This is a genomic window from Pseudomonas spelaei (assembly GCF_009724245.1).
Lineage (GTDB): Bacteria > Pseudomonadota > Gammaproteobacteria > Pseudomonadales > Pseudomonadaceae > Aquipseudomonas > Aquipseudomonas spelaei.
The window spans coordinates 1-24,645 of sequence record NZ_WNNK01000044.1 but is presented as its reverse complement, the minus strand read 5'-3'; the positions used below and the strand labels follow the sequence as shown (position 1 = coordinate 24,645).

The following is a 24,645-nucleotide window of genomic DNA, read 5'->3' as shown; positions in this document are numbered from 1 at the left end:
CCCCAAAGGGTTGTCCCACTCAAGTCCAGTGCCCCATTGCTGTTCGCCCGTGCTTTTTTGACCATCGTTATTACGTGACAGGCTGGCACGCCAAGGCTTCTGCGGGTTGTTTTTCACCAGCACCGAACTGCCGCCAACAGCATCGCCTGGCGCCAGCTCCATTTGCGCCTGATTGGATGGCAAACGGTTGAGCTGATCAATGGCCTGCTCGATTTCTCGCAGGTTCAGCAAGTCGCCGTTTTTACCGGGAAAGGTCATGGCCAGTTCGCGGTCTGACAGACCGCTGTTGTCAGCGCCTTTCAAGCCTTCGAGTTTGCCTTCCACCACCAACACTTGCAGATGCCCCGTGGAAAGGTCTTGCTGCGGCAAGTAAGCGCGGCTGGTGACCAGGCCTTTGTCGATGTAGTAGTCGGTGATGACCTTGAGCAACTCATTGAGCTGGGACACGCCCAGGCACTGGCCGATATAAGGCTTGAGCAGGCGTTCGCGGTCACCGGCAGGCAGGCTGTCGGCGCCTTTGATTTCGATGTCTTTGATGGGGAAGCAACGGGTGTCCACTGGAACAGCGGGAGCGACGGGTTTTGCTTCTTTGCCGGGCAGATCCTTGAGCTCTTCAAGGCGCCGCTGCTGTTCTTCCAGCAGGCGGTTTTGGCGGTCGCGAATCAGGTCCTGATCGCCAGGCGTGGGGGCAGCCGACGCGCTGTTCAGCGCGAAGCAAGTGAGCAGGCAGACGCCCAGCAGGAGCCGAGTCCGTGGCAGGAATAAAGACATGTTCGATCCGTCGAATTACAAAGGCTGGCAAACTAACATCGAAGCTCGGGCTAGCCAACATTCTGGCTAATTACAGACTTATGACAAAAACGAAACCAACTTATTGATTTAAATACAATTAAATAAGTATATGCACATTCCAGATAAAAACATTTCCGACGGATGGCAAGATTTAAATTTGACATCCATGAATGTCAAAATATTTATGTAGGACTTTTCCTAAAAAACATCAGACTTTTCCCGAAAACATTACCGGCAACATTGTTAATGAGCCCCATGGCTCTTTCGCAGGAAAGCTTCAACTTTCAGATTTATCGTCTCTGATGTTCTGACGAATCCGATTTTTTCAAGAACGCCGGTCGATACCGGCATTCTGTGATCGACTACTCGAAAAGAAACCCTCTGATCAAACGATATTAATCACAAGAGCAGAGGGTCCGCTGATATCAAGCGTCAAAACATGTCGACGTGGGACTCTCAGTCTTAGCCTGCACCATTAACGCCTGCTGCAAACGTGACACAAACCCCGCCTCAAAAGCTTCTTGATAATCACCGACTGCATGACGCTTTCGGTTATGCGCTAAGGCCCACCACAGCGGCGATGGTGAGCCGCTGAGCCAACTTTCCGCACAACCGACACCATCTTGAATCACCTCAGCAAAATCTTTATCCCATGGCGTACGAATACCTGGACATCCTTTGACTGAAGGTATCGAGTGGCACTGCTCAAATTGCTTGTGGAGCCGCTGTGCAGGCATGCCCGTCAGACGCTTAAATGACATATCGAACAGCACCGCCGCATCATCAAGGAGCTCGACAGCAAGCTCAATATCCTTCGGATAATGGAGCAAGATGCTTTGGGCACCATTCAGGCGTAGACATGCGGCCCGACGAAGTTTGGCTGCCGCATCTTCGAGACTTAGGGACGTTGTATCGATGGAGCTGGGCTTGGGTAGATCGACAAGCAGATGGAGATCAAACATCTCGAAATCCTCCGAGGTACTTGTCACTGCAAACTATCTGCGCAGGGTGGCGCTCGGGCTTAAAAGGGGGATATTCCATTTTCCTTATCTCCTCGGACAGTTGAGGACCCGTCCACCCCAACGTTCTGACACGCAGAGGGTGGCGGACCGTACGGGGGTCAGAAACCGGCGTCCGAGGGAACCGGCCAGGCCTAAGCCTGCCCCGCACGGACCGCCATAGAAAAGCAGCAGCTAAGCCTTTGAAAGCACTTCTCTACCAGCTATGGCGCTATGCGCCTCGAACATTCAGGCTCTGACACCCGGCCGCGGGTTCACCGCAACGTCACGAAGCCTAAAGGCGAAGCCCGATCAACACAAGCCCATTACCTCTGCAGAAGCGTATTTTAAGTTGCTGACTACCACAGCCTAAAAGCTGGCGATCTTAATTCTTATCCCAGGCATCCTCGCAAGAACGCTGATACCCCCAAGAAATAACCATCCTCCAACTACCGAATAACACTGACGTACGCTTGCGGCACGATCAATCCTTGGTCGCCTGCGTCGGTGATGCTGATAATTCGTCGGGCCTACGTAGGTCAGAGATCCCATCGTCACCTTCACTGGACTGCAATGCCTGGATATAAGGTGAAAACCTCGCTGCCAATGCTCGAGCCGACGCGACAGAGGCGCCAGTGTTGGGGTTCTCAGCAAGGCGAATCAGGGCGTTCCGCACCGGTGCGCTCTCGTAAAGACGGGCAAACCCACCAATAGCTCCGGCGATGGGGATGGCTTTAAGTCCGGCCGCGGAAGCAGCTGCAAACCCACCGATGCTGTAGTTCTGCTGGCCGGTGTTAGTCATGACACCAGCCTGCCCAGCACGCCGGGTGGCGTCTAAAACCTGGCGTAATCCCTCAAGTTGCCGGCGATCGGCATCCCTGAAAAAGACGTTTGCCTGAGCCGGCATCTTGTTCAGATTATTCAGGAATCGATCCGGAGACAGCCCATCTACGCCTTGTGAATCTCTGAGAAGCTTTTGAATGATCGTGGCCCGGGCAGCCTGCCTTCCCTCTGTATCCAGGCTCTGAAACAGGCTCCGGACCTCGCTTGGCTTGCGACTGAAAAGTAAGCCCTCAGCGACTTCAGGGGTAACGTCTCCCTTATCAAGCACCGACTTCATCCGTGAGTTGCTGACCCTGCCCGCCTCCTCCCCGTAAACCACGTTCGCTCGCCGAAGCTTGAGGAAGTCTTGAGCAGAGAGATTCGCCTGTGCGACCTCGCTCATGTCGTCAGTAAGCGCGGATTGCACTCGAGTCAACAGAGCACGGGCCCTCGTAGGCAGCTGGCTTCGAGCAGCACCATCGAACGAACGAACCAAATCGCGCAATGCAGTACGGTTCTCCCTAAGTGAGGAGTAAGTTTGTGGCGCCGAATCCAGCGTTTGCATGAACTGCCGGATTTCGTTCGTGGCCTCTGGACTTCCGACAATACCGGGCCTGTTCAACTCGGTGAGTGCCTCATCTGCAGCGGCGCTGGTCCTGGCATATGGCACTACACCCGCTTGATCAAGCTCGGTTTCGTACCTACCGATCCTGTTACCAGCCGCTTGACGCCTGCGGCCAACCCGCGCCTGGAGGCTGTCCATCAATTGATGGGCTTCGGGCTGCGGATACTGGGCATTCAACCCCTCAGCGGCAGCGACCCTGGCCTCCCGTTGGGTTTGTCTCGCGCCCGCAGTGCCGGCAAAAGGAATTCTCTCCCCCGCCACTTGCGCGCTCCGCGCCATGAATGTGTTTGGGGGAAACACATCGGAAGTCATCAGCGGAATGTTGGCCTGCTCAGCCGCTCGTACCAGTTGAGCGTTTTCGCCCTGGGCAGGAGCTCGCATTGCACCGACTACCCGACGGCCAGCATCAACCAGGGGCGACTGCACTGGCATGCCTGTTGGATATGGTCGCCAGTTGGCACGGTAGCCGGGCCCAGATCGGTTTCCATGACTTCGGCCAGCGTTGGCTGATCGAGGGCGGGGCAACCAGCAAAGTGGCTGACAAGCTTTTACGCGATCTGTTTGGCCTGAGCGATCCCGATCCAACCCGGAGGAAAGTGGCATGAAGAAGCGCACGTACGTCAATAAACCCCTGGGCGACACCGAGTGGCTATTGGAGCAATGGGGTTCTTGGAGGATGGCAGCGATGGGCGTTCCTCGGTACGTCTCTCAACTCGCTGCGGTGATGGATCAATTCAATCCTCAGCCAACCCACCCTGCAGACAGTTTCTCGAACCGGCTGTACTTACCCAGAAACGCTGTCCGGACGGTACCAATCTCGCTGTTACGCGCCTTGCCGATGATGATTTCCGCGATCCCTTTCTGGTCGGTATCAGGGTGATAAACCTCATCGCGGTACACGAACATGATGATGTCCGCGTCCTGCTCGATGGCGCCGGATTCGCGCAGGTCCGACATCATTGGGCGCTTGTTCGGACGTTGCTCCAGGCCGCGATTTAGTTGCGACAAGATGATCACCGGGCAATCCAGCTCCCGCGCCATCAGCTTCGCTTGGCGGCTCATGTCGCTGACATCTTCGGTACGGTTACCACCGCGGCCTGTTCCCTCCATGAGCTGCAGGTAGTCCAGTACCAGCAGGTCGAGGCCATAGCGTTGCTTGTGGCGTCGTCCCAACGAGCGAAGACGTGGCGCGGTCATGCCTGGACGGTCGGACATATGGAGCTTGGAGTTCTTGACCTTCCAGGCCGCAGCAGTCAGCTCGGTGCCGTATTCGCTGGTAGCACTGCCATCCTTGAGCGCCGGCAGCGGGATCTTGCCCAGCGATGCCAGGATGCGATCCATCAACGCCTCATTGGTCATCTCCAGCGAGACGATGAGCGCCGACTTGCCCTGGTCCACCGCCACGCTCTCGGCGATGTTCACAGCGAACGCTGTCTTACCCATTGCAGGCCGAACCATCGAGAACAGTGCCGAAGTCACGCACAATCAGCGCATCAAATTTTCTGAACGAGGCAGGAGAAGCCCCAGAGCTCGGCAGTTACTGGGTTGGCCAAGGCGGTATCTACGCAGGCATTCGCCATTACCCCGACGGCCCGTACCACCTGATTGTCAGCTCTGATGAGCTGGGTGACTTCGCATGGGGTTCGACCAGAACCCGCACCACCGCCTCCAGCCGTATCAACGGCGTGCTGAACACCACCACGCTGCTGGAAACGGAAGGTGAGTTTCCAGCAGCCACAGCCGCAGGAAACTACACCGCCGACGGACGATATGACTTCTATTTGCCCTCCATCGGCGAGCTACATCAGGTCTGGCAGTACCTGCCGAATCTGATCCTTGAAGGCACCTATTGGTCAAGTTCTCAGCGCTCGGAAAACCACGCCTTCTGCATGCTGTTCGGCAGCGGATACCAGTTCAACTACGAGAAGAACAGTGAGCTCTGTGTCCGGCCGTTTCGCAGATTGCCCATTCGTTAATTGCTGTTGTGACCTGGATCACTCTGGAGACTCGCATGAAAACCAATAGCAACGACTCCCGTTCAAGCCCGCTCATAAACGGCGGTGCAAAGATAATGATGGGGCGTAACCGTGCTGGCGAGCTGGCCAACCTCGGTTCCCGCTTGGTCCACCTGGGCCAGATGCTGCAGGACGACCAGACCAAGATCGGTGAGCTGATGCGACTGGCTCAGGAATGCAGGTTTAACCTCAACCTGCACGTAGCGGCCGAGTCGGAGTAACCCGATGGCTAAAACAACCCTACGGGTACGCCAGGGCGGCATCGCCTATTACCTGAACGAGTCGTCCAGTGGCGCCAGGAACAGCGGGCGCCGGTTCATCCTGAGCCGCACCAGTGATCACGGGAAAACCAAGGATGGTTGGATCAAGGTCAACGTTACCCAGCACCAGGTGCTGATTGATGCTGGGAGCGAGTTGGACCAGTTCAACGCCTGCGCCAACCTGTACGCCCGCAAGGAGCAACGACCACACGTTGACCGTCATCACATTCGTGGCATGGCCGGGAAATGGGAAGGCGAGGCTTTCCCGATGCGTGTGACACATAGCCGTGGCGCGACACCATCCGCGAATAACGAAAACGTGTCGCGACACGAAGAGCAGTGAAGTTATGCGCTATGTGACCGTTAGGAAATTTGCCAGCGAGTCTGGCTATACAGAAGACGCGATCCGCTCAAAGATCCGTGACGGCATCTGGCGGCTCGGTGAGATATGGATCAAGGCGCCGGATGGCCGGACGCTTCTCGATGTAGAGGGATATGAATCATGGGTAGAGGCGGGAGGGGAGTTCGGGCAGTCTCCGATACGAGTATCGAAATCACGTTCATGTATCGGGGCGTCAGGTGCCGCGAGCGGATCACGCTCAAGCCCACCGCCACTAACCTGAAGAAGGCCGAGCAGCATAAGGCTGCGATCGAGCACGCAATATCGATCGGCACCTTCGATTACTCGGTGACCTTCCCGGGATCTGCTCGGGCGGCGAAGTTTGCGCCCGAGGCATCCCGCGAGACAGTCAATGGTTTCTTGACCAGGTGGCTGGCGGCCAAGGAAAAGCACATCGCCAGCAGCACCTTCGACGGTTACCGAAAGCTGGTCACCCTTCGCCTAATCCCGGCCCTGGGCGATTCGATGCTAGTGGACCTGAAACGGAAGGCGGTGCGCGACTGGCTCGACACCCTGGAGGTGAGCAACAAGACGCTCAGCAATATCCAGAGTTGCCTTCGGTCCGCACTTAACGATGCCACCGAGGAAGAGCTGATTGAACTGAATCCATTGGCGGGCTGGACTTATTCCCGTAAATCCGCACCTCCCAAAGATGATGATGTGGACCCGTTCAGCCCTGAAGAACAACAGGCGGTGCTGACCGCCCTCTCCGGCCAGGCGCGCAACATGATGCAGTTCGCTCTGTGGACAGGCCTGCGCACCAGTGAGCTTGTGGCGCTGGACTGGGGTGATATCGACTGGCTGCGCGAAGAGGTGATGATCAGCCGTGCGATGACCCAGGCCGGAAAGGGAAAGGCGGAAACAACGAAGACTGCCGCCGGGCGCCGAAGTGTGAAGCTGCTCCGACCTGCGCTGGAGGCATTGAAAGCGCAAAAGGCACACACGTTCCTGGCGGATGCTGAGGTATTCCAGAACCCGCGCACTCTTGAACGGTGGGCGGGCGATGGGCCGATCCGGAAGACGATGTGGGTGCCGGCGATGAAGAAAGCGGGCGTTCGATATCGACGCCCCTATCAAACCCGGCACACCTACGCCTCAATGATGCTTTCAGCTGGAGAGCATCCGATGTGGGTGGCCAAGCAGATGGGGCATACCGATTGGACAATGATTGCCAGAGTGTATGGCAGATGGATGCCATCGGGTGATGAGGAGGCAGGATTTAAAGCTGAAAGAGCTTTCGCCAGCGTCACACCAACACTCACTAAATTAACTCGCAAGCCCTGACCGACATAATAAACTTTAATGCTTCAGGTGCGTTCCAGCCGATCACCGCCAAATTAAATCCACCTGACAGGTCAACAACTCTTTCAGTGTGGTTATAAAAAAATGATAGTCGCAGCTTATCCAAAGATAGCTTTCTATCACCAACGATGCCCTCCATTTGAATAATTGCGTTCGACGACGACTCCACTGCGATTCTAAAAGATGACTCCCCATCAATATTTATGATTGAGGATTGCGCTTTCAAAATGCGAACCCTTGTAATATTAGGAAAAGTTTGAAATTTTTTGTACCACTCATAAACATCAAGCTTCACAGGCTCGAACGAAAAAGGTCCCGAAAATGCGCGACGTAGCGTGGATACAAACTGCTTGAGGCTTTTCGGGGACGATTCTATAAAAATCTGATGAACACCATCAGATATTTGAATCATATAAAACTTGAAACTTATATATTGAAGGTATGCGTTACGCTGTGTCTCACCATACACGTCGGTAATATCATCGATTATTTCGCTCTGTTCGTGATACTTAAATATAGAAAAGCCAAGCTCCTGATCGATTAGCTCAACGCCTGAGCCTTCTTCAATGCTGAAAGTTGTTGAATTGAGCATGGAGATAACTTTATCTGACTCCGCACCAATGCGCAGTGAGAAAGCACGAAGCCTGACATTTCGCATTATGTTTTCCCTGTGGTGAGAAATTTAATGGTATCTTCCGCAGCGCGAACGATTAGCTTCTTTATCCGATCCTCCTCCGGGGGGGAAGCTTTAACCCTTGCGCCATAAACTCCATGACTCTGATAGTGCTGAACGCCCTTGATTATATAAGAAAAATCAGAACACGCCGATTTATTTCCGAACTGAGACTCCATTACATATATATCGGAATCGACCTGATTGCTATCCTTGGCATGCCATAAAATTTTGCAGATATAAAAACCCTGAGCCTCAAGCGCCAACAACTGCTCAGACTCTAAAACTCCCTGCCCACTTAGCTGAGCTTTAGTAATATGAGTAGTCGGACGCGGGCTTTCAGGTGGAAACTCTTCATCTTCATCGCCCTGTAGGTCGTCGACAGTCAAATCGACCTCTTTAAGCTTAGGATTGAATGTAGCCACATCAATGACATCGACTTGCTTAAATTTCGGCAGTCTCTCAATCAACTCTCTAAAAAAACGGGTGCGGAGCTCCGGATCGGGGTATGCAGAAAGAGATATTTCCGAAACCTTTACTTCACTTGAAGTCATAATTTCAATTTGGCTTTGCAGTTGAGCACTCAGGTTTTTGAACTTATCGTTCATAGGACCGCTAATTTTCCATCCCTTACGAAGAGGCTCGAACGTTATAACAGCCTGCTTTTGAACTACCTGTCTAAATTCAGACTGGCCAAAATCAGTTTTCTGGTAGTGAATAGTGCACGTAATCACCCCATCCACAGACGAGATGTCGATGACGTCGTTTTCTTCTGCTTCGAAAAATTCTTTAGTCGACTCCAGGGATTTCATCATATCATCAGCAGTGACAGCGGTCGTAATACTTATGTTGGTAGTTCGCTCTCTAACACTGTGAGCACCAATTAAGAGAGACAGTTTTTGGTAGTCAGCGTAATCATGAAAAAAACTGCTGAATTGTCGCGCCAAAGCCTCTTTATCAGTATCAGGAGAAATGACAATCCCTCTAGAAAGAAACAACTCGCGCAAATGTGCGATAGTGACCTTTCGCTGAGTTAGCGCATCAAACATCGCTTTATCAGACGCATAATAAATGCTACCAATTTTCATGCGCGATCCCACCCTATCTGCTCAGCTTTGTAGTTATGAACCGCCATGCTAACTATTTCGAGCTCTATACGTTCCAAGATAGCACGCCGGTGCTCGTCCTCGTTCCAATCTCGAACATAGCTTGCAATAGCACTCATGTAATCACTGCGAAGGTTTGCGCTTGAATTGCGACAAATCACGCGAATACGGATCTTCAAATCCTTATCGCCCTTAAGAAGCTGAAATCTAGATAGAGCGTCGAATAAATACATGAACTCAAATTCAGACGCACCAGATCGACGGTAATATATTATGTAACCTTCACTATGACTTTGTGAACGAACACCTTCAATAGACTCCGTCGTAACAGCACCATGATGAATTATCATGTACGGTGCAGCTATCAACTCCATAGTTGCAGGTCTTGACCAATAGTCTCCGGACGGCTTATGCAAGACCATCTCAGGATACAAAAAAGTATATTGATGCCGGGGAAAAGTTTCAGCTGCTATTAGAGAGTTGATATCCTGACGAAGAGTCGCCATATGATTTATTAGCGCCGGCTCGGCAATATGCAACTGCTGCCCTTCCCTGACATGCATAGTCTCAAAACGGAGACTTTGAAAATGATCATAAAAGTCACGATCGTATTGATCGTCGTGATTAAATACAAACAACAGTCCTTTAACGACACGGCGCTCACTTTTTATTGCCACATACCGGTCGCGCCACTCAATGCTCACATGCGCGCATTCAATTGAGCGAGCTAATGAAACCAGCGCTTTTTTTATTTCAGTGGAGCTAATTGAACCTTTGGCATAGCTCTTAAGATCAGTATGCATGTAAACTTCTTTATTCGCATACGGATCGAAGTATTTAAATACCACATCGGTAGGGTGATGATGATCTCCATCTTTTGTTTTAGCGTGGAGATCTTTTTTTTCACACTTATAATTGAGGTTAGTCGGGCCTACAACTTTCCATTTAAAAAAAGAAAATATTTCATTTGAAATCTTTTCCGCTATTCTTCCAATGTTCGATAACTCGCCGCCTGACATACCAATTCCCTTAATAGCTGTAATCGTGAGCTTAGAGGACGTTGTCGGCGGTGTTTTCAGGCCTCCTGCCTACCTCGTCATGCTAGAAGAGCGACAGTAGACTAAGCGTTGCTATGTCTCAAGAAAGTTCTCGCATGCCCGTTCAGCAGGTTACTCAACGAATGACAGCAAAATGGCAGTCTCGACACTGAAAGCCACGAAATACAAGGGCTAGACGGGGGTTCAAATCCCCCCGGCTCCACCACTTCAACATCTAAAGACGTCCACGGACGTCTTTTTTTGTGCCTGAAATCCAGTGAACACAGGGGTTTCAGCGCTCATGGGGGCTTTGCAGGGTTTCTGAGTTCCAGGCGTTTTGGTATCCCAGGTGGTATCCCGGATTGCCAAATGCTATTTTCAGGATACCAAAACGGTGCTGGAGGTAGCCCCCATGCCTACTAACGCAACCCGCCTCTCCGATCGCCAGCTCAAGGCAGTCAAGGCAACTGGTAAAGACTTCGTCCTCAGCGACGGCGATGGCTTACAGCTTCGAGTACGCGCGAGCGGCTCAATGATGTGGAATTTCAATTACCGCGAGCCGTTGACCAGAAGCCGTATCAATATGGCGCTTGGTCCATACCCCGACCTCTCACTAGCCAACGCCCGGAAGAAAGCCGCGGAAGCGCGTGAGTTGCTCGCTTTGGGCACTGATCCCAAAACCCAGCGTGATGAGATAAGGCAAGCCAAACTTGCTGAGACTGAACACACTTTCGAGAAGGTGGCCACTGCCTGGTTCGAGCTGAAGAAAGACTCCGTAACCAAAGCCTACGCCGAAGACATTTGGAGATCGCTGACGCTACATGTTTTCCCAAGCATGAAAACAACACCGCTCTCTCAAATCACCGCTCCGATGGTTATCAAAATCCTTCGCCCAATCGAGGCCAAAGGGAGCCTCGAAACCGTGAAACGATTGAGCCAACGACTCAACGAAATCATGACCTACGGGGTCAACTCCGGGCTGATATTTGCGAACCCCCTCAATGGAATTCGGGCAGTGTTCAAGAAACCCAAGAAAGAGAACATGGCTGCGCTACCACCTGAGGAGCTTCCCGAGCTCATGATGGAAATCGCGAACGCCAGCATCAAGCGCACGACCCGCTGCCTGATCGAATGGCAGTTGCACACGATGACCCGCCCTGCCGAAGCAGCCACCACACGATGGGCAGATATCGACTTCGACAAGCGCATTTGGACAATTCCACCAGAGCGCATGAAAAAGCGTCGGCCGCACACAATCCCGCTGACCGAGCAGGCACTTTCGTTACTGGAGACGCTCAAGCAACTCAGCGGTAACAGAGATTACGTGTTCCCCTCAGATAGAAACCCCCGCACCCATGCCAATAGCCAGACCGCCAACATGGCGTTGAAGCGCATGGGCTTTCAGGACCGTCTAGTCAGCCACGGCTTGCGCTCGATGGCGAGCACCATCCTGAATGAGCATGGCTGGGATCCGGAGCTGATAGAGGTGGCGCTGGCGCATGTCGACAAGGACGAAGTTCGTAGCGCCTACAACCGGACGGATTACATCGAACGCCGGCGTCCGATGATGGCTTGGTGGAGTGAACATATCCAGAAGGCGGCCACCGGCAGCCTGTCGGCATCGGCCATCAATCAAACCAGGGACCGCAATGTCGTACCAATTCGCTGAGGGATCATTGGATGACGATAGATTTGGTGAGTGTCGCCAAACCGTCGGCTTGCCTGTGCTACTCATGCCAAGCTCCTGCAAGCGGGAAGGCTCCTCATTCCCGCTTGCAGGAGCTCACTGGCGGCATGACGACCGCCGCTGCAATTCAGGTCTCGAATACTAAAGCGCTTCCGATCCTTGACCCGCAGCCACCCCGCGGCCCGTCCGCCGCCTCCATGACCTAGCATACCGGTGCATGTTCAGTCAGGCGCCGGATCTAGTTGAGGTAGTAGCCGACTAAAGCGGAGGTCCATTGGATATGATCGACCTCCACGACCCTGCTCTCTTCCACCACCGCAAGGACGCTGGCGACGCGCAGCAGGCTATCGGCGGCCGTTGATCCGCTGGGCAGAGTCGAGGTATGGACTGCACCTGACTGACGGCCAGTCATTCTCCTGCCACCACATAAACATCGCACCCGACTAAAGATCTGGCGGTACTGGCCTGGCACTCATCTTGGCATGTAGGAGGGTATACCCTTTGTAACCAGCTTCTATCTATCGACGAGTACCAGTTTCCTTCTCTCGATTGGAACCGATAAAACGATGCTGGTGCGCGTTTCGCCATAGTTATTAATCTTCGCGATAACGCTCTCAATGTCTGCCATCGACTTGGCATAGATTCTAATAAGGTAAGAGTCATTACCAGTAACGTGTAGGCATTCAACGACCTCTGGGATGTCGTTGAGCGTCGCGATCAACTTGGATTTTGATGGTTTGAAGGTCGTCATGCCGACAACAGCTGATATGCCAAACCCAAGCTTTGCTGGATCAACCTGAGCACAATAACCAGATATGACTCCCCCATCCTCGAGCTTTCGCAGGCGGTCAGTTGTGGCAGGGATGGAAAGGCCCGCGTGCTTTGACAATTCGGTAATGGAAATGCGCCCCGAATCTTGCATCACGCTCAAGATCTTGATGTCTATACGATCCATGAAGGTTTTCCTTGAAAAAAGGTGAAAATTTTAATGAAACTCATACAATTTCCATTAAAAAATAATGCATCAAAAAAGTAGCGAGTGCTAGCCTATTTTCAGCTCATAAAAACTCTGCAAAAAAACAAACGACAAACTGCTTCACTTTTTAAACGCTGCCCAACCAAAGCTTTTCTCAAAGAGCGGGTAATCGTATGCGAGACGAACAGATAAAGTCAGAAAAAAGAGCCGGCTTCTATTTCCGTAGTTACCTAAAAACACAAACGCTGGGGTTTCTTGATTTTAAGATTGATCAGGTCTTGATGTATTTACTGGGCGTCACGGTATTTTCATTGGGTGCAAAGTTTTTTATCGTCAGCCAGCTCGGCACCGACCCACTGGATGTTCTTATCATCTCAATCGATAAGCAGCTCGGGCTCGGGATGGGAGTATGCTCAGGAATAGTATCCGTACTCTTTTTGACGTGGTGGACGCTCTGGAACAAAAAGCTCCCACCAATCAGTCCATTTATTACAACTACCCTGACAGGATTATTAATTGACCTTTGGACATTCCTCGGAATGGGCGACTACCTGACGGCTCGACTGAATGGCTACGCAATGTTGGCGATTGGCTTGATCTTGTGCGCCTATTCCTCTGCATTGATCATCATGAGTGGAATCGGAATCAGGATCATGGACCTGGTGGTACTGACTATGGTTTCAAAGTGGTCCTGGTCATTTACCAAAGCCAAAATGATTATTGAGATCGGTATCTTTTCGATCGGATGGCTGTTGGGTGGCCCATTCGGAGTAGGAACGATCGCATTCTTACTGGTTATAGGTCCTCTCATCCAGCCGTTCATGAACATGAACGCCAAACGGCTTTCACTTAAGAACTATGGCTTAGCCAATACGTCTGCTGCTTATTAATGATGATTAGGGCGTGCAGCCATTGGCTGCGAAATCGTTCGCCCCGAGTATTTAGCCCGTGATGTGCATAACGCAACTTCGTGATGAGGAGTGGGACATGGAAAGTACTAATGGAAAAAACTGGATGTTGGAAAGTACCCCGGCCATGTTGGAAGAATTGCTCCCAAATGGTGCCGTGAAATGCCATTTATCACCCAGAAACTGTGTCATACCGGAAGGGAAGTTGGGATTTTGCAAGGTACGTGGAAACAGAGGTGGGCGGCTAGTCACTCTGAACTATGGTAAAGGCGTACATAGCACCGAAGAAACAATAGAAACTGAAGCTGTTTTCCACTTCGCGCCAGGAGAGCGAATTCTATCCCTGGGCAATATTGGTTGCATGCTGAATTGTGGGTACTGCCACAATTGGAAAACTTCACAAGCGAAATACGTGACCGACAAGGATGTGTACTACTACACCCCCGAACAAGTCGTGGAAACTGCTTTGCAACACGGCATACGTGTTATTTCTTGGACTTATAACGATCCTGTCGTCTGGCATGAGTTCATACTGGACACTGCAAAGCTGGCAAAAGAAGCGGGCTTGATCAATTTATACAAGTCGGCTTTTTTTATCAGCGAGGAAGCCATTGATGAACTTCTGCCGGTCATCGACATATTTTCAATTTCACTAAAGTCTATCTCTCCCGAATACTATCGAAAAGTAACCACAGGGTGGGTAGAGCCGGTACTGGCCGGGATCAAAAAAGTCTACGATGCGGGTAAGTATGTCGAGGTCAGCACCTTGATGGTGACCGATATCAGTGACGATGAGGATACGGCACGAAAAATCAGCCAGTGGGTGCTCGATGAGCTGGGGCCGGAGGTGCCGTTGCACTTTGTCAGGTTTCATCCGGACTACAAAATGAGCAATAGCATCAGAACCCCCGTAGACCGCCTCCTTAAGGCACGGGACGTTGCTCGTGGCATGGGGGTTGAGCATGTTTATCTTGGGAACGTGAATGATGTCGATGGCACGGATACCCGCTGCAATCAATGCAATGCTCTACTTGTTACTCGCTACGGCTTGAATGCCGAAATCATTGGGTTGGACAGCAAAGGCTGCTGTACTCAGTGCGGGAAGGACGCGCATTTCAGGCTCTTGGGTACTACTGCGCACAACCGTACTGTTGAATTGCGCGAGCAAGCACTGTCCGCTTACGAGAAAAGAAAATTCGAATGGCATGGTGATATTGTTTCTCTGCACGCCCAAGTGCTAAACACCGAAAATTTCGAGCAGACCGTTTATTTGCGGCGTAATTATCTCGCAGGAATCAATAGCGAGTGGAAAACGCTGACACTGCGACCGCACGAAAGTTATCGATTCATTATTGCAAAGGCTAGGATTGATGAGACAGGTCCGGAGGTATGGCTTCCTGAAGGGGTTAACTCAAACCTGCACGAAGTCTTTGACCGGGCCCACTTTCCCACCGAGTCGATTGAAGAGATTGGCATTTCCCAAAATGACATAACTCCGACTATCGGTTATGTGGGCAAGCAGAATATGTACGAGCAAGTTATTAAATTGGTAAGCAAATCATGAATATTTCTACTGAGATGCTACATATCAGAGTCGACGATCGAGAAGCTCATCCTTCAGTAACGCCGATCTATCAATGCAGTGCTTTCAGTGCTGACTCGGCATTCTTCTATTCCAGGAAGTCCAACCCCAACGTCACTGAGTTGGAGCAGGTGGTTGCGGCGCTAGAGAACAGTGAGTATGCGCTAGCGTACGCCACAGGAATGAGTGCTATTTATATGGTGCTCGAACTACTCAAGCCGGGTGGGTCGTTGGTCATAAACAAATATATCTACGGATGCTCGTATAAGTTGTTTCAGAGATACGCCAAGCGTATTGGTGCACAACTGACCATTTTGGACCTGACTACCGAAGATGGGTTGAATAAGCTGCCCCCGGAGGTGGATATGGTCATCTTCGAGACACCGACCAACCCCTTTCTCAAAGACATCGACATCCATGATGTCAGCGAAGCCGTAAAGAAGATAAACCCGCAAGCGTTGGTGGTTGTTGATAACACTTGGGCAACCCCACTGTTTCAAAAGCCGTTAATGTTTGGCGCTGACATTTCGTTGTACAGTGCTACAAAGTACTTCTCTGGTCACAGTGACGTCATGGGTGGCTTGGTGCTTGTCAATGATCATGAGCTTTACAATCGACTACTTGAGGGTCGTTTCTATTCAGGCTCGATACTGACACCTCATAGCGCATGGTTACTTCGCAGAAGTATGCAGACGTTTAGCTTGCGCATGGAAAAGCACAGTTCGACGACTGCCGTCATGCTGAGCTATTTACAATCGCTTCCATTTATTGAACACGTTTACTTTCCGAATATCGATGGCAAACAACTGGTCGGTTATGGTGGTATTGTATTTGTCGATATTCGATCTGATCTGGTTGACCATTACAAAGTGTTTACCAGCGCGCTGAAATGGTTTGGCACGGGAACGGGAATGGCGTGTGTCACCTCTATGGTGGCCCAACCGTTTAGTGGAAGTCATGCCTCTATGTCTGACCAGGAAAAGGCTGAGATGGGAATCGGTAAGGGCCTGGTTCGATTGTGCTTTGGGCTGGAGGACCTTGAGGACCTTAAAGAGGATTTACTTCAAGCATTTCAAACAATGGAAAGCAGGGTCGGTATTGAAAGCGTGCTTGATCCGGCGTAAGTGATATCAATCACTCGCGGCGGGCCTTCATTGGCTCGCCGCTTTTTTATGGGAAACGATCATGTCCATTGCGCTCGAACGCTCCGCCTTCGATGACCCCGTTCTGAATGTCATCAATCTTCTGAACTCTCTCTCCAGTGCACATCCAGATGCTATTTCCCTGGCGTCTGGTCGACCGGATGATGAGCTGTGCGATCCTGCTCTTATCTATAAGGGGTTGGCCAGTTACGCGCGGTATGTCAACCAGGAAGAGCAGTCGCTCTCGATACGACTTTGCCAGTACGGAAAAACCAGTGGGATTATCAATGAAATACTGGTTGAGCATATGCGTGTCGATGAGGAGATAGTCATCTCCAACGTTGAAAATATTGTGGTCTGTATGGGCTTTCAGGAAGCCGCGACATTGGCCTTGTTATCAATTTTTGATGACGGCGGTGTACTGCTGGTGCCTGACCCCGTTTTCTCAGGGATAACCGGCATTGCGAAGCTTTTGAGAGTAAAGACCGTGCCTGTTCCGATTGCAGATTTTCTAGATTCTCACGCCTTGTCCGATGTCGTGAATGCCATTGAGTCTTCCGGAGAGAAGGTCAAGGCGTTATATGCTATTTCAGATTTCAGTAATCCAACGGCGGACAGCCTCTCATTTGAAGGTAGAAAGGCCCTAGTCGCGCTGGCAAGGGCAAGGGACTTCTTGATCTTGGAGGACAATGCTTACCGATACTTTCGGTACGAGGGGGCTCGGATACCCTTGATGAAATCGATTGATAGCAGTCGAGTCGTCCTGATGGGGTCCTTTGCGAAATCAATCTTCCCGGGCTTGCGTATGGGGTACCTGATCGGGCCGGAGGACGTTGAGGTAACTTCCCTAAGCACTAAAATATGCAAAGCCAAAAGCGTGATAACGGTCAATACTTCAGCGCTGTGCCAAGCCGTTGTCGGTGGGCTCCTGATAGAAAACGATTATTCTTTAAAGGCCTTAAATGAGCCAAAGACAATGTCCTATTTGAAAAAAAGAAACTGGATGATCAGCTGTCTTGAGGAGCACTTCCCGCTGAATGCCAACGGCCAGCGGGCCATCATCTGGAATGACCCCGAGGGCGGCTTTTTCATCAATGTACAGTTGCCGATAAGGTTTGGTTATTCTGAGATGCAGGAGTGCGCGACTCAATTCAAGGTTATTGTTTTTCCCACCTCTTTTTTTTCATTGGTGGGGACGGGGATTAATCAGGTCCGATTATCTTTTAGCAGTGCAACCGTATCAGACATCTATCTCGCGATAGGACGTTTGAAAGCCTATATCGAGTTAAAAATGCAGCCCCTAGCTCTTTAATAGGGGCCGCTGCACGCTCCATGTGGTCCTTATGTAGCAGCGGCAAGCATGACACCGGTGACCACTTGATACGCACCAAGGACGGTGATGGTCGATCCGGAAAAATAGTTAATCAATTTGAGTTTTGACTTGGATATTCTGGTTTTGAATGCGGAGGAAAAACCGCTTAATCCAAGCCACCAAACCGCGGAACCTAGAAATATACCGGTCACCATTGGCCACACTGAATGCTGGCCTTGGTCGCCGACCATGCCATCGCTCATTGACGCGAATATGGCGATGAACGACAAGATGGTCATCGGGTTCGATAAGGTCAAAAGCAATGTCGTCGAATAAGCTTTCATCATGCCGGCCCGTTCGCCCGACAAGGCGGTTGCAGGCTCCTTTGACTTTATCGTCTGGTAGCCGATATACGCCAGAAAAAGCCCGCCGAAAATGCACAGCCAGGGTTTGAACATAATCAGTGTTGTGATAATCGCGGTGATCCCTAACGCGCCTATAAAGCCATACATTGCGTCGGCGGTTGCTGCCCCTAACCCTGTTGCAAAACCTGACCTCCAGCCTCGCATAAGGCTCCGCTGTATACATAAAAGGCCTATTGGGCCGACTGGGGCTGCTATGCACAGTCCAATAATCATCGACTTCATAAAGATCAACATAAATCCCCCTCCGTAATTGAGTTTATAGATTAGATGCTGAACGCGCGAAGATGAATTAAATATTCAACTGTTTTTGACTATTTGATATATGTTTTTAAGGTATAAATAAAAAACAACCTTATTTATTAAGGAAAATAAAAAATCCTTCACATAGCGAAATCATTCACTCATCGGGTCAATCGACGCCCCTCTGCTTCAGCAATAGACCTGCTGAACTCCACTCGAAGAGAGCGTCAAAAAAGGAGTTCCGAGTCGATCCGTCTATTCTTGGAGCGCCCCCAGCAGAATGAACACTGCTTGATCTCACCCCTTCTTTGTGGCGAGAATTTTCGCCTAATGAAGCATCCAATTTTAATAAACCACCATACCTACAGCTCAACGGCATTTACGCCGAAGGCGAATCAGTGCTGCGGTTAACTCGTAGTAGTAAACGGTCGCTGGTGCTGAGCCACGCAGATATTGCTCAAAAAACCATCTCACGTGCTTTTCCCTCCAGGACCAGGGGGTCTCACAACTCCAGCGCTCACGAATCGCCTCGTGCATCCTTTCTGCTTGCCTGATGTGCCGCTGGCGCGTTGCGTACGCACCTTTGAGCACCGGACTCAGAAACAACGCCATGTCAAACTCGGCCGTCATAGCTGGCCTCCGATGTAGGTACTCACCACATCGATGCGGTTATGTCCCAACTCGTGGCTGATCTGCTTACGGGCTCGCTGATCGAGTGCTCGATCCTCTCGATGAACACGACCACCATTAACGGGTGCGGGGAAACCCGTCAGTTGTTCATAGCGCTCACAGGCGTAAGCTGCCCGCAGCTCATGAAAACCTTTCAATCCATGCTCATGCAGGATGTCCCGTGCCGGTCGCACAACTGCCTGCATAAAGTCTTTGTAGCTTTCGTCGGGCGCCAACAAATTCCGGCTGCCATTGGGTGAGTTCGCGCTGGCCCAATCCAGGGCATCGCGAACTTGATCCGTTACCGTAATCCAGCGCGGTGCCGAGGCCCCTGATCGACCACCCTTAGTGCCGTCTTGGATATTGATCTTCCCCAGTCGCTGAGCCTCTCGTTGCAGCCGTGCCAGGTCCGCCAAGATCGCTTCGCGCAGGCGCATGCCGGTCTCTCGGGCAAGGAGCACAATCGCACTAACCCTGGACTGCTGTCGCTCTGACAGCGCTTGCGCAATCAGCCTGACCTGGGCACGGTCTTGGCCTTGCGGGACCTCACTACGCACACCTGAGCGCTGCAAGCCCAGCGCCTTGCTCGGACTGGGGATTTTGACGTACTGATCACCGCGCAGCGCGGCCATCGTTCGGTTCACGCTGGACAGTCGGTTCTGCGCGGTGGCGATGCCGACGTTGCCCTGATCAACCTGCTCCCGCACGTGGACGGCGTACCGCATGAGGATCTTGCGGTCTATCTGGCGCGCGTCGTTGACCCTCGGTCCTTCATCGGATCGACACCAATGCACGAACGCCTGCCAGCGATCACTATGGGCTTTGACGGTAGCAAAATGGCCGTCGCCAAACAGGTCTTTCAGTGCTTGCGGTCCAGCATAGCTAAGCTGGCGACCGAAGCCGAAATTGCGCCCCGTTCGCTTACCGACCCGAGCCATTTTTCTGTTCCTGATCGACTGTCGCGAGATCATGCAAAAGGGCTCGCCAGTGCGCACTTACAATCGCGAACTGAGCCCAATCAGTCGGGCGAAAACACAGCGTGTTGTCGGTGACGTAAAGATGCGCACCCTCCTCTTTCAGCCATTGAATAATGGCTGTCGTAGAGGCGATAGCTTTATGGGTGGTGGCGACACTGGCGACAGCGGCGACAACCCTTGTCCTGCCTGGTTTTGAGCGTGGCGACAAAGTGGCGACAGTAGCGGCGACAAATCGCGCTTTGGGCTCCTTTTGAAGCTGAGCCAGATGGTTGCGCAGCGCTTCATCAAGATTAAACATGGCGCACCTCGAAGGTGTGGCCATCGGTGATCAACCACTGATGATCAATCAACTCGACCAGCAGCTTGGCGGCATGACGACTGCTCTTGCGGGCAAAGCGGGGACCGTTGCGATTCAATTCACGAATACTGAAGCGTTTCCAATCCTTGACCTGCAGCCAGCGCAACAGCCGGTCCGCCTCTTCTTTTACCCTGCACACCGGCTCCTGCTCGGTCAGGCGCTGGATCTCGGTGAGGTAGTAGCCAACTAAGGCCGAGGCCCGCTGGATATGGTCGACCTCCACGACACTGCTCTCCTCCACAACAGCCAGAATGCCGGCGACGCGCAAAAGGTTGTCGGCGGCCTTCGAACCGCTGGGCCGCACGCTGGCCAGCTCGCCAAACTCACCCAGTTGAGCTTCGATAGCATCATGCAAATCAATCCAGCGACGACGCGCCAGCGGACTGAGGCTCAGCTTTGGCAGTTGCAAGGCTCCGTCAGCGGAAAGTGACCAAGGCTGATAAAACAGAGCCGAAAGGCGATGATGATAGCGCTTGAGGGCAGCGTCTTTGGACAAGTCGACAGCCTGGTAGCTACGTTGCCCGGCTAGACTGGTGGGCCAGGTCATCAAGCAGCGCCCTAGAATGCCTTGTCCCTGCAGCAACGGGTCACTGAGTAACTGCATGGCCAAATACGGTTGCAGCATCAGGTGCAGGCTCAAGCGTCGGTCATAGGCTCGCAAGCTTTCACCAACCATGGAACGCGCGCGATCTATCGGGCTGCCATCCCAGAGTGACGACAAGGTCGTGACCGCTTTCAAACGGTTATCCCGACTCATGGTGCTGCTGCCGAGGAATTGTCCACCCTCATCACAGAACAGACCCATGCTAGGCAGATCATGACAGAGCCCCTTGATCAGGGCCTCGATAGTCGGGTCGGTGGTGATCAGTCTAGGAGCTGAGGGCTCCGCTTCGAGCGACATTCCGTTTGCGGGCTCAGGATCGCCAGGCTTGATACGCTGCGCCTGTCGCTGTGCGGCACGGTACCGGGAAAGTTGTTCGCGATAGCGCTGCCACTGTTCACGCTCCCATTGCCGTGCAGGCAGCAATGCACATCGGTCTGCGGCGGTCTTGCGATCACCTGACGCGGCCACCGTGATCAGGTACAGCGACAGGGGATAATTTCTCCCGTCGAGCTGTAAGTCCGCATGACCTTGAGTGGCCAGCGCCGAGGCAGCCAACACTGATTGCGCGGCCAATGCCTGGGGCACGCCGATGACCTCGGCCATTCGCTCTACCGCAGGCCCAAGAATCCCACCCAGTGCCTGCACCGGATAAGGCTGAGCCACGGGATTCGACTCAATCAGCGGTCGAGGTGGTTGCGGTAGTTCAAGCTTCGGATCTAACTGCTGCATGGGCCCTCTCCTCGTTCATTGCTGGTTGCCCTCACGTAGCCCCGCCACGGATGTTGAGTGTTATCAGGGATCAAGGCCCCTGCAGCCTGTGAGGTGTTCACTGACGTGGAACGAACGGCTCCTTACGACCGGGAGCAAGGGCATGACCCCATGAATCTGACCTCCTTAGACGCATCCGAAGATGCGGGCGGGTGGAGGCTGTGCCGACTGACGAGTTCGACACCTGGAGATCCTGAGCGGGAGAAGGCAACAATATCGATACCTGGGGCATGCCTGACTGTCAGTCAGGTGCAGTCTTTCCATAGGCTGCGGCACCGGCGCCTGTGTCGTTGCGGATGGCGACGAATCGGATTTGTCAGGCCGATTGTCACGAGGAGAGTTGCGGCAATGCCTTGTACGACGCGGCTTGCAGCAGTGGTACGAGCGCCCGTCTCTTTCCTGGAGAAAGAGACGGGCGAGGTCTGGCGCAGCGAAGTGTGCCAAGAGGTGAGGTTGCTGCAATGCAGCGAGGTAGGTCCATCTTCTGCCGCAATGGGCAGATTGGTCGAGTAGGCATCCATCACTCTTGGGGAGTGACCGTGCGAGCCGCCGGACGCTAATCGCATTTGGGGAAGAACCACCACGCGAGGGGCGTAGCCTTAAAGGTTCTGGCTACCTGGGCAGGTGCTGTCAACGACAGCGATCCGTGCGCCAATTGTTATACCCGCTCGAAAATGCGGTCAAGCGTCACGGCCAAAGCGCACAACAAGCGGCGACTGTCGCCACTTCTGTCGCCACGCTCCAGGCCCCGGCCCGCATGGGTTGTCGCCGGTGTCGCCGCTGTCGCCACACCTATATCCATGCCCAACGAAAAGATTCGCACACACACTGAATGGCGCTGCGCTCGATGGGAGTCGCGGAGGAATTACTGACGGGTGAAAGCAAGCGTGGCGTCAATCAAATATGAAAATGGGAGGGTTGAACGCGACGGCGGCGAGAAAAAGCGAGTGAACCCTCCGACCGGCGCGATCAAAGATCGCTTGATCGGAGGGTTTGGCGGGAAAAGCAAATCTCAAACGTCAATTACAGACTCAGGCATCAAAGCGGGTTGATTGGGAAGTGACGGCCTCACGCCGCATGACCAGCGTCTGCTGCAACCGCAGCAAAAAACCTGCTTCAAATGCCTCTTGTGGATCACCTGGACCATGACGTTTGCGGTTCTGAGACAGCGCCCACCATAACGGTAATGATGAGCCTTCAAGCCAAGTCTCTGCGCAACGAACACCCTCCTTGATTACCGAAGCGAACTCATCGCCCCAAGGCGTTTGGATCGCGGGAGACCCTTCAGCGGACGGGACAGAGACATACTCATGGATCTGCTGATGGACGCTTTGAGCCGGAATGCCAGTTAAATTCCGGAATGCCTTGTCGTACAACACGGCGGCGTCATCCAACAGCTCTACTGCCAGCTCAACGTCTTGCGGAAAATGAAGCAGAATACTCTGGGCTCCGTTAAGCCGAAGAGTGGCAGCCTGCCGCAGTTTAATCGCTGCATCTTCAGGGGTAAGCGATGAAGTATCGATGCTGTTGGGTTTGGGGAGGCCGATTAGAAGTGAAAGATCAAACATCACGGAATCCTCCGAGATAGTTTGCAGCTTGAACCATTGGGCCAGGGTGGCGCACGAGCTTAAAAGGTGGGCATGCCATTTTCCTTATCTCCTTGGTTTGATTAAGGATTGCCATCCACCGTTCTGACGCGGCATAGGGTGGCAAACCGTACGGGGGTCAGAAACCGGAAACCAAGGAACCGGCCAGGCCGAAGCCTGCCCCGCACGGTCCGCCATAGAAAAGCAGCAGCTAGCGCACGAAGCACTGGCTGTGCGGAATGGAAGAAACCGCGCCTTGGTTTTGATTCAGGTTCTGACGCCCGGTCGCGGGATTGACCGCGACGGAACAAAGCGTAAATGTGAAGCGGCGACAACACAAGCATGAGTGTCAATAAGCGCCGCATTCGAATGAGCGCTCCGGGCAGAAACTCACGCTCGTCCGAATTTGGTGGCTATGGCCAGTCTGATATCACGCAAAGCCTTCTTATTTCCAAAGCCTTCCACAGTGATAGAATCGGTAACGCTATACACGACACCCTCTCGAGAATGGTATGACTACAGAGTTGACGGAAGAAGAAATGCGTCGGGCGCTATTCGGTGAGCCAGAGGCCCCTGCATCAGTAATCGACACCCACGAGCAAGACATTGCACCGGAAATCCTGATCGCGGAGCAGACAACGATAGTGAAGAAAAAGAAACTATCAAAATCTTTTACTCCCAGATTGAAAGTCACACTGAGGGTGGGAAATGAATTCGAAGGCAAGATGCACGAGATCGTACATGAAGCCGATACGCTCAGTTCCATAGTTGCAGAGCAAGAAGCTACAAAGATAGCCAAGAAAAAATTCAGGTTTGTGGAAATTATTTCGGTCAAGTCTATGTAAGCTGGCATGCTAACTTCCAATTTAAGCGCATTTCATCCCAGCAGCCCACCCGGCTGTTGCCGCTGACCGAAAACTGACCCAGTAGAGGCTGTTCTGCCGACTGAAAACTGACCCAGGTGTTCAACTGCTTCTGCTCACTTTTTGAGCAGGAGAACACAGGGTGATCAGCATGGAAATGTTGGGGAAAATCCGGCGGATGTACTTCCGCGACAAGCTCTCGCTGCATCAGATAGCCAAGCGTACCGGGCTTTCTAGAAACACCATCCGAAAATGGGTCAGAGCGCCCGAAGCCACTCAGCCGGCGTACCAACGGTGCGCAACCTTCAACAAACTCAGCCCTTTCCACGAGACGCTGGAACAGGCGCTCAAGGCCGATTCGTTCCGGCCAAAACACAACCGCAGGAGCGCCAAAGCGCTTCTCGAGCAGATCAAGGCCGAGGGTTACGACGGCGGCTACAGCCAGCTCACGGCGTTTGTACGCTCTTGGCGAGGTGAGCAAAGCAAGTCTTTACGCGCTTTTGTACCGCTGACTTTTG

Annotated in this window: 25 protein-coding genes and 2 pseudogenes; 13 read left to right on the top strand and 14 right to left on the bottom strand. The window is 52.5% G+C overall.

The annotated features are described in order from the left end of the window. The 3 genes from GNF76_RS28415 to GNF76_RS28405 all read right to left on the bottom strand — a co-directional run. On the bottom strand, window positions 1–771 hold a 771-nt coding region (locus GNF76_RS28415; protein ID WP_178123640.1), incomplete at its 3' end, for a ShlB/FhaC/HecB family hemolysin secretion/activation protein. Between the two features lie 446 nt (window positions 772–1,217). Then, on the bottom strand, window positions 1,218–1,754 hold the full coding sequence (locus tag GNF76_RS28410) for a LasR-specific antiactivator QslA (RefSeq protein WP_155586365.1): 537 nt from the start codon (window positions 1,752–1,754) through the stop codon (window positions 1,218–1,220). A 520-nt stretch (window positions 1,755–2,274) separates the two neighbouring features. Next, window positions 2,275–3,549, bottom strand: coding sequence for a hypothetical protein (locus tag GNF76_RS28405; RefSeq protein ID WP_155586364.1), 1,275 nt, complete (start codon window positions 3,547–3,549; stop codon window positions 2,275–2,277). Window positions 3,550–3,617: 68 nt separating this feature from the next. Here GNF76_RS28405 and GNF76_RS28400 point away from each other — a divergent pair, with 68 nt between their 5' ends. Together GNF76_RS28400 and GNF76_RS29725 are read left to right on the top strand one after the other, a co-directional pair. Continuing rightward, window positions 3,618–3,842 carry a hypothetical protein gene (locus GNF76_RS28400; RefSeq protein ID WP_246212029.1) on the top strand — a complete coding sequence of 75 codons (225 nt, stop codon included), beginning with the start codon at window positions 3,618–3,620 and terminating at the stop codon, window positions 3,840–3,842. Then, window positions 3,839–3,964, top strand: a pseudogene (locus GNF76_RS29725) (antitermination protein Q); the annotation flags it as partial. The gene GNF76_RS28400 and the pseudogene GNF76_RS29725, both read left to right, overlap by 4 nt. Window positions 3,965–3,978: 14 nt before the next feature. On the opposite strand, the gene GNF76_RS28395 reads toward GNF76_RS29725, so the two are convergent. Further along, window positions 3,979–4,680 (bottom strand): replicative DNA helicase, encoded by a 702-nt coding sequence (locus GNF76_RS28395; protein WP_343037856.1) that lies wholly within the window; start codon window positions 4,678–4,680, stop codon window positions 3,979–3,981. Window positions 4,681–4,703: 23 nt separating this feature from the next. Between GNF76_RS28395 and GNF76_RS28390 the strand changes: the two genes are divergently transcribed. From GNF76_RS28390 to GNF76_RS28375, 4 genes are all read left to right on the top strand, one after another. Next, complete coding sequence (locus GNF76_RS28390; RefSeq protein WP_343037855.1) at window positions 4,704–5,213, top strand: DUF1566 domain-containing protein; 510 nt, start codon at window positions 4,704–4,706, stop codon at window positions 5,211–5,213. A 35-nt stretch (window positions 5,214–5,248) separates the two neighbouring features. Continuing rightward, entirely contained in the window at window positions 5,249–5,473 is a 225-nt protein-coding gene (locus GNF76_RS28385; protein WP_155586363.1) for a hypothetical protein, read from the top strand. Window positions 5,474–5,477: 4 nt separating this feature from the next. Further along, entirely contained in the window at window positions 5,478–5,855 is a 378-nt protein-coding gene (locus GNF76_RS28380) for a hypothetical protein (RefSeq protein WP_155586362.1), read from the top strand. A 159-nt stretch (window positions 5,856–6,014) separates the two neighbouring features. Further along, complete coding sequence (locus GNF76_RS28375; RefSeq protein ID WP_155586361.1) at window positions 6,015–7,196, top strand: Arm DNA-binding domain-containing protein; 1,182 nt, start codon at window positions 6,015–6,017, stop codon at window positions 7,194–7,196. Here the strand turns inward: GNF76_RS28375 and GNF76_RS28370 are convergent. The 3 genes from GNF76_RS28370 to GNF76_RS28360 are packed head-to-tail and all read right to left on the bottom strand — an operon-like array spanning window position 7,174 to window position 10,012. After that, complete coding sequence (locus tag GNF76_RS28370) at window positions 7,174–7,872, bottom strand: hypothetical protein (RefSeq protein WP_155586360.1); 699 nt, start codon at window positions 7,870–7,872, stop codon at window positions 7,174–7,176. The genes GNF76_RS28375 and GNF76_RS28370 overlap by 23 nt on opposite strands. Then, complete coding sequence (locus GNF76_RS28365) at window positions 7,872–8,975, bottom strand: hypothetical protein (protein ID WP_155586359.1); 1,104 nt, start codon at window positions 8,973–8,975, stop codon at window positions 7,872–7,874. The genes GNF76_RS28370 and GNF76_RS28365 overlap by 1 nt, the downstream gene beginning before the upstream one ends. Further along, the gene (locus GNF76_RS28360) at window positions 8,972–10,012 is read right to left on the bottom strand and encodes a PD-(D/E)XK nuclease domain-containing protein (RefSeq protein ID WP_155586358.1); all 1,041 of its coding nucleotides are present in this window, start codon (window positions 10,010–10,012) and stop codon (window positions 8,972–8,974) included. The genes GNF76_RS28365 and GNF76_RS28360 overlap by 4 nt, the downstream gene beginning before the upstream one ends. A 430-nt stretch (window positions 10,013–10,442) precedes the next feature. Here GNF76_RS28360 and GNF76_RS28355 point away from each other — a divergent pair, with 430 nt between their 5' ends. Then, complete coding sequence (locus GNF76_RS28355; protein WP_155586357.1) at window positions 10,443–11,699, top strand: integrase domain-containing protein; 1,257 nt, start codon at window positions 10,443–10,445, stop codon at window positions 11,697–11,699. Between the two features lie 532 nt (window positions 11,700–12,231). Here GNF76_RS28355 and GNF76_RS28350 read toward each other — a convergent pair. Further along, complete coding sequence (locus tag GNF76_RS28350) at window positions 12,232–12,672, bottom strand: Lrp/AsnC family transcriptional regulator (RefSeq protein ID WP_155586356.1); 441 nt, start codon at window positions 12,670–12,672, stop codon at window positions 12,232–12,234. Between the two features lie 194 nt (window positions 12,673–12,866). On the opposite strand from GNF76_RS28350, the gene GNF76_RS28345 reads away from it, so the two are divergent. The 4 genes from GNF76_RS28345 to GNF76_RS28330 all read left to right on the top strand — a co-directional run bounded on the left by GNF76_RS28345 (window position 12,867) and on the right by GNF76_RS28330 (window position 17,637). Continuing rightward, window positions 12,867–13,583, top strand: coding sequence for a YczE/YyaS/YitT family protein (locus tag GNF76_RS28345; protein WP_155586355.1), 717 nt, complete (start codon window positions 12,867–12,869; stop codon window positions 13,581–13,583). A gap of 97 nt (window positions 13,584–13,680) precedes the next feature. Next, window positions 13,681–15,165: an AmmeMemoRadiSam system radical SAM enzyme gene (gene amrS / locus GNF76_RS28340; RefSeq protein WP_155586354.1), complete on the top strand. Its 1,485-nt coding sequence runs from the start codon at window positions 13,681–13,683 to the stop codon at window positions 15,163–15,165. After that, window positions 15,162–16,307 carry a PLP-dependent transferase gene (locus GNF76_RS28335; RefSeq protein WP_155586353.1) on the top strand — a complete coding sequence of 382 codons (1,146 nt, stop codon included), beginning with the start codon at window positions 15,162–15,164 and terminating at the stop codon, window positions 16,305–16,307. Before amrS ends, GNF76_RS28335 begins: the two co-directional genes overlap by 4 nt. A 61-nt stretch (window positions 16,308–16,368) precedes the next feature. Beyond that, window positions 16,369–17,637, top strand: a complete 1,269-nt coding sequence (locus GNF76_RS28330) for an aminotransferase-like domain-containing protein (protein ID WP_155586352.1) — start codon at window positions 16,369–16,371, stop codon at window positions 17,635–17,637. 29 nt (window positions 17,638–17,666) lie between these two features. On the opposite strand, the gene GNF76_RS28325 is transcribed toward GNF76_RS28330, so the two are convergent. The 6 genes from GNF76_RS28325 to GNF76_RS28305 form a co-directional block, all read right to left on the bottom strand. Then, window positions 17,667–18,296: a LysE/ArgO family amino acid transporter gene (locus tag GNF76_RS28325; RefSeq protein WP_058398028.1), complete on the bottom strand. Its 630-nt coding sequence runs from the start codon at window positions 18,294–18,296 to the stop codon at window positions 17,667–17,669. Window positions 18,297–18,671: 375 nt separating this feature from the next. Then, window positions 18,672–18,932, bottom strand: a complete 261-nt coding sequence (locus GNF76_RS29720) for a hypothetical protein (RefSeq protein WP_246212028.1) — start codon at window positions 18,930–18,932, stop codon at window positions 18,672–18,674. Continuing rightward, window positions 18,929–19,909: an integrase domain-containing protein gene (locus GNF76_RS28320; RefSeq protein ID WP_155586351.1), complete on the bottom strand. Its 981-nt coding sequence runs from the start codon at window positions 19,907–19,909 to the stop codon at window positions 18,929–18,931. The genes GNF76_RS29720 and GNF76_RS28320 overlap by 4 nt, the downstream gene beginning before the upstream one ends. Next, window positions 19,893–20,246, bottom strand: a complete 354-nt coding sequence (locus GNF76_RS28315) for a hypothetical protein (RefSeq protein ID WP_155586350.1) — start codon at window positions 20,244–20,246, stop codon at window positions 19,893–19,895. The genes GNF76_RS28320 and GNF76_RS28315 overlap by 17 nt, the downstream gene beginning before the upstream one ends. Next, the gene (locus GNF76_RS28310; protein ID WP_155586349.1) at window positions 20,239–21,639 is read right to left on the bottom strand and encodes a YfjI family protein; all 1,401 of its coding nucleotides are present in this window, start codon (window positions 21,637–21,639) and stop codon (window positions 20,239–20,241) included. The genes GNF76_RS28315 and GNF76_RS28310 overlap by 8 nt, the downstream gene beginning before the upstream one ends. A gap of 1,070 nt (window positions 21,640–22,709) precedes the next feature. Beyond that, complete coding sequence (locus GNF76_RS28305; protein WP_155586348.1) at window positions 22,710–23,246, bottom strand: LasR-specific antiactivator QslA; 537 nt, start codon at window positions 23,244–23,246, stop codon at window positions 22,710–22,712. A gap of 530 nt (window positions 23,247–23,776) precedes the next feature. On the opposite strand from GNF76_RS28305, the gene GNF76_RS28300 reads away from it, so the two are divergent. Together GNF76_RS28300 and GNF76_RS28295 are read left to right on the top strand one after the other, a co-directional pair. Next, on the top strand, window positions 23,777–24,109 hold the full coding sequence (locus GNF76_RS28300; RefSeq protein ID WP_155586347.1) for a hypothetical protein: 333 nt from the start codon (window positions 23,777–23,779) through the stop codon (window positions 24,107–24,109). Window positions 24,110–24,278: 169 nt separating this feature from the next. After that, a pseudogene (locus GNF76_RS28295) lies at window positions 24,279–24,645 on the top strand (helix-turn-helix domain-containing protein); the annotation flags it as partial.

Bases quoted from the DNA above. Each gene is read 5' to 3' on its own strand.
- GNF76_RS28410 (WP_155586365.1), bottom strand. From the start codon at position 1,754: ATGTTTGATCTCCATCTGCTTGTCGATCTACCCAAGCCCAGCTCCATC.
- GNF76_RS28405 (WP_155586364.1), bottom strand. From the start codon at position 3,549: ATGACTTCCGATGTGTTTCCCCCAAACACATTCATGGCGCGGAGCGCG.
- GNF76_RS28395 (WP_343037856.1), bottom strand. From the start codon at position 4,680: ATGGGTAAGACAGCGTTCGCTGTGAACATCGCCGAGAGCGTGGCGGTG.
- GNF76_RS28385 (WP_155586363.1), top strand. From the start codon at position 5,249: ATGAAAACCAATAGCAACGACTCCCGTTCAAGCCCGCTCATAAACGGC.
- GNF76_RS28380 (WP_155586362.1), top strand. From the start codon at position 5,478: ATGGCTAAAACAACCCTACGGGTACGCCAGGGCGGCATCGCCTATTAC.
- GNF76_RS28375 (WP_155586361.1), top strand. From the start codon at position 6,015: ATGGGTAGAGGCGGGAGGGGAGTTCGGGCAGTCTCCGATACGAGTATC.
- GNF76_RS28370 (WP_155586360.1), bottom strand. From the start codon at position 7,872: ATGCGAAATGTCAGGCTTCGTGCTTTCTCACTGCGCATTGGTGCGGAG.
- GNF76_RS28365 (WP_155586359.1), bottom strand. From the start codon at position 8,975: ATGAAAATTGGTAGCATTTATTATGCGTCTGATAAAGCGATGTTTGAT.
- GNF76_RS28360 (WP_155586358.1), bottom strand. From the start codon at position 10,012: ATGTCAGGCGGCGAGTTATCGAACATTGGAAGAATAGCGGAAAAGATT.
- GNF76_RS28355 (WP_155586357.1), top strand. From the start codon at position 10,443: ATGCCTACTAACGCAACCCGCCTCTCCGATCGCCAGCTCAAGGCAGTC.
- GNF76_RS28350 (WP_155586356.1), bottom strand. From the start codon at position 12,672: ATGGATCGTATAGACATCAAGATCTTGAGCGTGATGCAAGATTCGGGG.
- GNF76_RS28345 (WP_155586355.1), top strand. From the start codon at position 12,867: ATGCGAGACGAACAGATAAAGTCAGAAAAAAGAGCCGGCTTCTATTTC.
- amrS (WP_155586354.1), top strand. From the start codon at position 13,681: ATGGAAAGTACTAATGGAAAAAACTGGATGTTGGAAAGTACCCCGGCC.
- GNF76_RS28335 (WP_155586353.1), top strand. From the start codon at position 15,162: ATGAATATTTCTACTGAGATGCTACATATCAGAGTCGACGATCGAGAA.
- GNF76_RS28330 (WP_155586352.1), top strand. From the start codon at position 16,369: ATGTCCATTGCGCTCGAACGCTCCGCCTTCGATGACCCCGTTCTGAAT.
- GNF76_RS28325 (WP_058398028.1), bottom strand. From the start codon at position 18,296: ATGTTGATCTTTATGAAGTCGATGATTATTGGACTGTGCATAGCAGCC.
- GNF76_RS29720 (WP_246212028.1), bottom strand. From the start codon at position 18,932: ATGACGGCCGAGTTTGACATGGCGTTGTTTCTGAGTCCGGTGCTCAAA.
- GNF76_RS28320 (WP_155586351.1), bottom strand. From the start codon at position 19,909: ATGGCTCGGGTCGGTAAGCGAACGGGGCGCAATTTCGGCTTCGGTCGC.
- GNF76_RS28315 (WP_155586350.1), bottom strand. From the start codon at position 20,246: ATGTTTAATCTTGATGAAGCGCTGCGCAACCATCTGGCTCAGCTTCAA.
- GNF76_RS28310 (WP_155586349.1), bottom strand. From the start codon at position 21,639: ATGCAGCAGTTAGATCCGAAGCTTGAACTACCGCAACCACCTCGACCG.
- GNF76_RS28305 (WP_155586348.1), bottom strand. From the start codon at position 23,246: ATGTTTGATCTTTCACTTCTAATCGGCCTCCCCAAACCCAACAGCATC.
- GNF76_RS28300 (WP_155586347.1), top strand. From the start codon at position 23,777: ATGACTACAGAGTTGACGGAAGAAGAAATGCGTCGGGCGCTATTCGGT.